The 7899-nt window shown below is 70.7% G+C and carries 6 protein-coding genes; 3 read left to right on the top strand and 3 right to left on the bottom strand.

The genetic code is table 11. From position 1 onward, the window contains the following. Positions 1-24: 24 nt before the first annotated feature. Entirely contained in the window at positions 25-1935 is a 1911-nt protein-coding gene (recQ, locus tag AC07YS_RS31725; RefSeq protein WP_495270303.1) for a DNA helicase RecQ, read from the top strand. Positions 1936-1945: 10 nt separating this feature from the next. Here recQ and AC07YS_RS31720 read toward each other — a convergent pair whose 3' ends face one another. Then, a complete protein-coding gene (locus tag AC07YS_RS31720; protein WP_495270298.1) occupies positions 1946-2848 on the bottom strand; it encodes a LysR family transcriptional regulator in 903 nt (300 codons plus the stop codon). A 121-nt stretch (positions 2849-2969) separates the two neighbouring features. Between AC07YS_RS31720 and AC07YS_RS31715 the strand changes: the two genes are divergently transcribed. Together AC07YS_RS31715 and AC07YS_RS31710 are read left to right on the top strand one after the other, a co-directional pair. Further along, entirely contained in the window at positions 2970-4202 is a 1233-nt protein-coding gene (locus tag AC07YS_RS31715) for an alpha-hydroxy acid oxidase (RefSeq protein ID WP_495270299.1), read from the top strand. 91 nt (positions 4203-4293) lie between these two features. Continuing rightward, entirely contained in the window at positions 4294-5223 is a 930-nt protein-coding gene (locus tag AC07YS_RS31710; protein WP_495270304.1) for a tripartite tricarboxylate transporter substrate binding protein BugE, read from the top strand. A 16-nt stretch (positions 5224-5239) separates the two neighbouring features. Here the strand turns inward: AC07YS_RS31710 and xylB are convergent, their stop codons facing one another. Next, positions 5240-6712, bottom strand: a complete 1473-nt coding sequence (xylB, locus tag AC07YS_RS31705) for a xylulokinase (RefSeq protein ID WP_495270300.1) — start codon at positions 6710-6712, stop codon at positions 5240-5242. Between the two features lie 70 nt (positions 6713-6782). Further along, positions 6783-7899, bottom strand: a 1117-nt coding sequence (locus AC07YS_RS31700; protein ID WP_495274052.1) for a nucleoside hydrolase, incomplete at its 5' end; no start/stop codon positions are given.

The following is a 7899-nucleotide window of genomic DNA, read 5'->3' as shown; positions in this document are numbered from 1 at the left end:
CTCCCGCCCTTCGCACCCCCGCCTGTGTCTTCCCTCGCTCCCCGCCCCTTCGACGCTTCCAGCGACGGCAGCAGCCCCGGCAGCGCGGCCCCCGCCGACATCCTTCACGACGTGTTCGGCTACGCGCGCTTTCGCGGGGCCCAGCAGGACATCGTGGAGCACGTGGTGGGCGGCGGCGACGCGCTGGTGCTGATGCCCACGGGCGGCGGCAAGTCGCTCTGTTATCAGATCCCGGCCATCGCGCGGCAGCGCGCGGGGCGCGGCGTGTCGGTGGTGGTGTCGCCGCTGATCGCGCTGATGCACGACCAGGTCGGCGCGTTGCACGAGGCGGGCGTGAACGCGGCCTTCCTGAATTCGACGCTCGACTGGGAACAGACGCAGGACGTGGAGCGCCGCATGCTGCGCGGCGAGATCACGCTGCTGTACGCGGCGCCCGAGCGCGTGAACACGCCGCGCTTCCTGTCGCAGCTCGATTCGCTGAACGAGCGCGGCAAGCTCTCGCTGTTCGCCATCGACGAGGCGCATTGCGTGAGCCAGTGGGGCCACGACTTCCGCCCCGAGTACCGCGCGCTCACCGTGCTGCACGAGCGCTACCCGGGCGTGCCGCGCATCGCGCTCACGGCCACGGCCGACGACCTCACGCGCGCCGACATCGTCGAGCGGCTGCAGCTCGAGGAGGCGCGCCAGTTCGTCTCCAGCTTCGACCGCCCGAACATCCGCTACACCATCGTCGAGAAGAAAGACGCCACCACGCAGTTGCTGCGCTTCATCGAGCGCGAGCACGAGGGCGATGCGGGCGTGGTCTATTGCCAGTCGCGCAAGCGCGTGGAAGACCTCGCGACGACGCTGCAGGGAGCCGGCATCAACGCCCTGCCGTACCACGCGGGCCTCGATGCGGCGGTGCGCCAGAAGCACCAGGACCGCTTCCTGCGCGAAGAAGGCATCGTGATGGTCGCGACCATCGCCTTCGGCATGGGCATCGACAAGCCCGACGTGCGCTTCGTGGGCCACGTCGACATGCCCAAGAACATCGAGGGCTACTACCAGGAAACCGGTCGCGCGGGCCGCGACGGCGCCCCCGCCGACGCCTGGATGGCCTACGGCCTGAACGATGTGGTGAACCAGCGCCGCATGATCGACGAGAGCCCGGCCGGCGAAGAGTTCAAGCAGGTGATGCGCGGCAAGCTCGACGCCCTGCTCTCGCTGGCCGAGGCCAGCGACTGCCGCCGCGTGCGCCTGCTGGGCTACTTCGGCGAGAAGAGCACGCCCTGCGGCAACTGCGACAACTGCCTGAACCCGCCGCAGGTGTGGGACGGCACCGATGCCGCGCGCAAGCTGCTGAGCACCATCTACCGCGTGCAGCAACTCAGCGGCATCAGCTTCGGCGCGGGCCACATCATGGACATCCTGCGCGGCAAGGCGACCGAGAAGGTCAAGCAGTTCGGCCACGAGCGCATCAGCACCTTCGGCATCGGCGCGGAGTTCAGCGAGGTGGCGCTGCGCGGCGTGCTGCGCCAGCTGATCGCCACGGGCGCGCTGGCGGTGGACGCCGAGGCGTTCAACACGCTGAAGCTCACCGAGGGCTCGCGCGCGGTGCTCAAGGGCGAGACCTCGGTGTCGCTGCGCGAGTCGGTGTCGTCACCGGCCGAGCGCAAGCCCCGGCGCGAGAAGGTGGCCAAGGGCGCGCCGTCGCCGGCAGCCGCCTCGCTGGACGACGTGGGCAAGAAGCGCTTCGAGGCACTCAAGGCCTGGCGCGCCGAGGTGGCGAAAGAACACAACCTGCCGGCCTACGTGATCTTCCACGACGCCACGCTGGCCGCCATTGCCGAGCGCGCGCCCGCGACGCTCGAAGACCTGCAGGGCATCAGCGGGATCGGCACGAAGAAGCTCGAGGCCTACGGCTCTGAAGTGCTTCGCGTGTGCGAAGCCTTCTGACCCTCTCCACCTAGAGCAGGCGGGCCGCCTTCGAGAAATCGATGGACGCGAGCACCGCGGCGCGCATGGCCGTCAGCAGATGGCGCTCGTCGTTGCTGCGCTTCTGGAAGGTGTAGGTCAGCGCGGGCAGGGCCTGGCGGGTCTTCAGGATGCGCAGGTCGCCGCGGCGCGACAGCAGGCGCGCCCAGCCTTCCGGCAGGAACCCGACACCGATCCCCTCGATCAGCAGGCCGGCGACGGCGCCCCAGCTGTTGCAGCTGAGGCGCTGCGGCGCCTCGAGGTTCTCGGCCATGAGCCATTCGTCAAGCAGGCGGCTGGTGCCCGCGCCGGTCGGCAGCGTCACGATGGGATGCTGCGCGAGCAGCGGCGCGCCGAGGGTCGTGGTCTTGCCCGCCAGCGCGGGCGCGGCCACCCACACGAAATGCGCCTGGCCCACGGTGTGCGACGAGATCAGCCCGTGGTGCGGTGAGCGCCCGGCGATCACCGCGCAGTCGAGTTCGCCGTTGCGAAGGCGCTCGTCCAGCGCCGAGCCGAAGTTGACGTGCGGCTCCAGGCGCAGGTCCGGCAGGTGCCGTCCCACGTGCGCGACGAGCTGGGGCAGCCAGGTCAGCGCGCTCAGTTCGCCGATGCCGAAGGTGCAGCGACCTCCGAGGCTGGCGGGCGCGCCGATCGACCGCTTCGTTTCGTCGGCCGCCAGCAGCAAAGCGGCGGCGCGCGGCAAGAAGCGCTCGCCCGCGTCCGTGAGCGTGGCCCGTTGCCCGGCGCGGTCGAACAAGGGCGCGCCGAGCGACCCCTCCAGCTCGACCAGTCGCTTGGACAGCGACGAGGTCGACAGGTGCAGCCGCTGCGCCGCGAGCGCAAAGCTGGCGCAGGTCGCGGCCCAGTAGAAGGCCTCCAATTGCTTCAGCGTCATGCGCCGTCTCCCTCGGTCATTTCGAAAAAAGCGAAATGGCAAATTACCATAAATTCGCTTTTTTAAAACCTTCTGCCCCCCTACAGTCCGCGCGGACCGAACGACTGACTGGATGGCGGACATGACTGTTTTCTCGCGTGCCTTCGATGCCCCGCGCACCGCGCCGGCGCAAGCCCCTGCTGCTGCTGCCGCGACACCACGGCGTCTGGCCGGCATCCTGTCGCTGCAGGACTTCGAGCACGCGGCCCGGCGCCGGCTGCCGCGCCCGCTGTTCGGCTACATCGCCGGTGCGGCGGAAGACAACCGCTCGCTGGACGCCAACCGCGCCGCGTTCGACACGCACGACTTCCTGCCCCGCGTGCTGGTCGACGTCTCCCGGCGCTCGCAGGAGGTCACGCTGTTCGGCCAGCGCTACGCGTCGCCCTTCGGGATCGCGCCGGTCGGCATCAGCGCGCTGTCGGCCTATCGCGGCGACCTGGTGCTCGCGCAGGCGGCGCAGGCGGCCGGCATTCCCGCGGTCATGAGCGGCACCTCGCTCATTCCGATGGAAGAAGTGGCCCAGGCCGCGCCCGGCACGTGGTTCCAGGCCTACCTGCCGGGCGATGCGGCGCGCATCGACGGCCTGGTGGCGCGCATCGCCGGCGCGGGCTTTCGCCACCTGGTCGTCACGGTCGACATTCCGGTCTGGGCGAACCGCGAAAACAACGTGCGCGCCGGCTTCACGACGCCGCTGCGGCCCAGCCTGCGGCTGGCATGGGACGGCCTCGTGCGGCCGCGCTGGCTGCTCGGCACGCTCGCGCGGACCTTCGTGACGCACGGCATGCCGCATTTCGAGAACTCGTTCGCCACGCGCGGCGCGCCTCTTTTCTCCAGCACCGCGATCCGCGACACGACCGGCCGCGACCACATCCACTGGGACCACATCGCCCGCATCCGGCAGCAATGGCGCGGACCGCTGATCCTGAAGGGCATTCTTCATCCGGCCGATGCGCGGCGCGCGCGCCAGCTCGGCGCCGATGGCCTCATCGTCTCCAACCACGGCGGCCGACAGCTTGACGGCGCGGCACCGGCCCTGCGCGCGCTGCCGCAGGTGCTGGACGCCGCGGGCGAGCTGCCCGTGATGGTCGACGGCGGCGTGCGCCGCGGCAGCGATGTGCTGAAGGCGCTGGCGCTGGGCGCCAAGGCTGTGTTCGCCGGCCGGCCGTTCATGTATGCCGCCGCCGTGGGCGGCTACGCGGGCGTCACGCACGCGATCCGGCTGCTGCGGGACGAGGTCGACCGGAACATGGCCATGCTCGGCGTCAACGACCCGGGCGAGCTCGACGCGAGCTGCCTGATCCCGCGGCACCCCTGATCGGCCCCCACTCATCCCACCCATTCCATCAATCCAAGAGGAGGAAGACACCTTGCCGAAAAACCCCACCCTGTTCGCCCTCGCCTGCCTGATGGCGGCGGCCGTGCCCGCTCACGCGCAGGGCTACCCCGACAAGCCCGTCAAGCTGCAGGTGCCGTTCGCGCCGGGCGGCACGACGGACATCATTGCGCGCGTCATCTCCGAGCCCCTGGGCAGGCACCTGGGGCAGAGCGTCATCGTCGAGAACAAGTCGGGCGCGGGCGGCGCGATCGGGGCCGCCGAGACCGCGCGCGCCACGCCCGATGGCTACGCGCTGGGCATCGGCACCGTGTCGACGACGGCGGCGAATCCGGCCATCAACCCCAAGGTGCCCTACAACCCGAAGACCGACTTCACGCCGATCATCAACCTGGCGGCGACGCCCAACGTCATTGCGGTCCACCCCAGCTTTCCGGCACGGGACTACAAGGGCTTCATCGAGGTGCTGAAGAAGAACCCGGGCAAGTACGCCTACGCCACCGCAGGCACGGGCAGCATCGGGCACCTGCAGATGGAGCTGTACAAGGGCATGGCCGGCGCGTCCGTCACGCACATCCCCTACCGCGGGTCGGGCCCGGCGCTCAACGACACCGTCGCGGGCCAGGTCGCGATGATCTTCGACAACCTGCCGTCGGCGCTGCCCTTCATCAAGGACCGTCGGCTGATCCCGATCGTCGTGGCGGCGTCCGAGCGCCTGAAGGACCTGCCCGACGTGCCGACCTTCAAGGAGGTCGGGCTCGCGCCGGTGAACCGCATGGCGTACTACGGCATCGTGGGCCCCAGGGGCCTGCCCAAGGACGTGGTCGACAAGGTGCATGCGGCGGCGCGCAAGTCGCTCGAAGAGCCTGCCGTGCGCAAGCGCATCCAGGACACCGGTTCCTTCGTCGTCGGCAACACGCCGCAGGAATTCACGCAGCAGATCGCCGCCGAGTTCGACGTGTACAAGAAGGTGGTGGATTCCGCCGGGCTCACGCCGGACTGACCCCGCGAGCACCTCTTCAGGCCACCGACGCCCAGACCGGCGCCATCGCGCGGTAGAGCGCGCGGAAGGCCTCCAGCCGAGGCTGGTAGGCCCCATGCAAGGCGGCGTCGGGCGCGAGCACCTGGCGCACGGCCGGCGCCACCACTACCCCGGCCGGGTCTTCGCCCGTGACCGCCAGCCGCGCGAGCCGCGCCGCGCCGAAGGCCGGGCCGCGGTCGGCGGATTCGTACAGCACCAGCGGCACGTCGAGCACCGAGGCGATCAGCTGCGCCAGGAAGGCGGAGCGCGCGCCGCCGCCGATCAGCGCCAGGCGCTCGGGCCGCGCCGTCTGCGCGCTCAGCGCTTCCAGGCCGTCGGCGAGCGAGAAGGCGATGCCTTCGCAGACCGCCTGCATCAGGTCGGCGCGCGTGGTGGCGCCCGACAGGCCGACGATCGCGCCGCGCGCGAACGGGTTGTTGTGCGGCGTGCGTTCGCCGAACAGGTAGGGCAGCGCGAGCAGGCGCGACGGCCCGGCGTACGCGGCCTCGACCTCGGCCAGCAGCGCGCCGACCGAGGCACCACCGGTGCACGACGCCAGCGCCGCGAGCGGGCTCGCGCCGTTGAGCAGCGCGGCCATGCGGTACCAGCGCTGCGGCAGCGCGTGGCAGAAGGCGTGCACCAGCCGCTCGGGGTCGGGGCGGTGCGCGGTGTCGGCCACCAGGATCTGCGCCGAAGTGCCGAGCGACACGAAACCGTCACCCGGCCCGACCACGCCGATGCCGACGCCGCCCGCCGCGGCATCACCCGCGCCGCCGGCGATCGGCACGCCGCGCGGCAGGCCCCAGCGCGCGGCCAGCGCGTCGCGCACGGTGGCGCAGGGCTCGCACGACTCGACCACGCGCGGCAGCCAGGCGGGATCGACCCCGCAGGCGGCGAGCGCCTGCGGCGACCAGCGGCGCTGCGCCTGGTCGAACAGCCAGGTGCCGGCGGCGTCGGTGACGTCGGTCACTTTCTCGCCCGACAGTTGCAGGCGCACGTAGTCCTTGGTCAGCAGCAGCGAGCGGGCGCGCGCCACGGCCTCGGGCTCGTGGGTGCGCAGCCAGCGCAGCTTGGGGCCGGTGAAGCCCGCCATCGGCTGCACGCCGACGGCGCGGCGCAGGGCGAGGTCGGTCTGCATGAGCTCGGCGGCCTCGGCGGCGGCCCGGCCGTCGTTCCAGAGGATGGCGGGGCGCACCGGGCGGTCGGCCGCATCGAGCAGCACCAGCGAGTGCATCTGGCCCGACAGGCCGATGCCTTGCACGCCAGCCATGGCCGTTGGGTGCGTGCGCGCCAATTCGTCGAGGCCGTCGGCCACGGCGGCCCACCACTGGTCGGGGTCGTGCTCGCACCACAGCGGCTGCGGGTACTGCGAAGTGAGCGGCCGATCGACCGTGGCCACGACCTGCAGCAGTTGCAGGTCGGTCAGGACGATCTTGACCGCGGAGGTTCCGATATCGATGCCGATCAGCATGCGTGTGTTCCCTGTTCGAGGGCCGAAGTATCGGCGCTCCGGCCCCGCGCGCCGGCTGACGGCAGGTGGTTTACGAGCCGGTCGCCGGCAGCGAGATCGGCACCGGCCGCGTGAGCAGGTCGATGTAGAGCTCGAAGAAGCGCGCGTTGTCGAACTTCTTCACCACCGTCATCTTCTGCAGCGGCACGCCCGCGGGCGGCGTGGTGTAGCCGATGGAGCGGCCGTTGTCGGCGGCGCCGGGCTTGGCGACCACGTCGACATAGCGCTCGACGGTCTGCGTGGCGTAGCGCGGATCGATGAGATAGGCCAGCACCAGCGTGTCCCAGATGTTCTGCGTGTAGTTCGGGTTGTTCTCGAAGCCGTTGGTGCCGCTGAAGCCGTAGCCGTTGAGCTTGCGGAACACCTCGGTCACGGCCGTGGGCTTGGCCGGGTGCGCGATGCGGTCGTAGACGGGCTTGGTGAGGAACACGGTGTCGGTCACGTCCAGCGGCACCACCACCTGCGGGATCGGCAGGCGCACCACGAACTGCGCGGCCTCGGGGTCGAACCACCAGTTGAACTCGGCGAAATGGGTGGTGTTGCCGGCCACGTCGACGGCGCCGCCCATGTAGATGATCTTCTTGATCAGCGGCACGATGTCGGGGCTCTTCTTCACGGCCAGCGCGATGTTGGTGAGCGGGCCGATGGCCAGGAGGGTGATCTCGTTGGGGTTGGCCTTGACGGTGTCGATGATGAAGTCGACCGCGCTCTTGCGCTGCACCACGGTGCGGGTGGCGAAGCCGTCGGGCGAGGGCTTGAGGTCGGCGTCGGTCTTGGGCTCGGGGCCGCTCCAGGCGCCCAGGTAGCCGTCGCCGCCCGCGCCGGCCTTCATCTCGGCCTCGATGGTCGCGTAGTCGTGGTTGATGGCGTAGTTCTCGCCCACGTAGACGCCGATGCGCTGGCCCACGCCCAGGCGCTCGACCGACATCAGCGCGTCGGCCACGCCCTGCTTGAGCCACTGGTTGCCCGACACCACGCTGATGCCCATCACCTGCACCTTGCCCTCGGCCTGCAGCTGCGCGGCCATGACGCCGAGCTGGCCGTCGTCGCTCATGGTGTTGTAGTCGCTGTCGATGATGACTTTCTGCGCCACCGGCGGCGCGGCGAACCCGGGTGCCAGGCCGATGCCGTCGTTGCCGCCCCCGCCC

Source organism: Variovorax sp. GW458-11-26-14-LB1 (assembly GCF_059423965.1).
This window is presented reverse-complemented; position numbering and strand designations above follow the sequence as displayed.

Bases quoted from the DNA above. Each gene is read 5' to 3' on its own strand.
- AC07YS_RS31715 (WP_495270299.1), top strand. From the start codon at position 2,970: ATGACTGTTTTCTCGCGTGCCTTCGATGCCCCGCGCACCGCGCCGGCG.
- xylB (WP_495270300.1), bottom strand. From the start codon at position 6,712: ATGCTGATCGGCATCGATATCGGAACCTCCGCGGTCAAGATCGTCCTG.
- AC07YS_RS31720 (WP_495270298.1), bottom strand. From the start codon at position 2,848: ATGACGCTGAAGCAATTGGAGGCCTTCTACTGGGCCGCGACCTGCGCC.
- AC07YS_RS31710 (WP_495270304.1), top strand. From the start codon at position 4,294: ATGGCGGCGGCCGTGCCCGCTCACGCGCAGGGCTACCCCGACAAGCCC.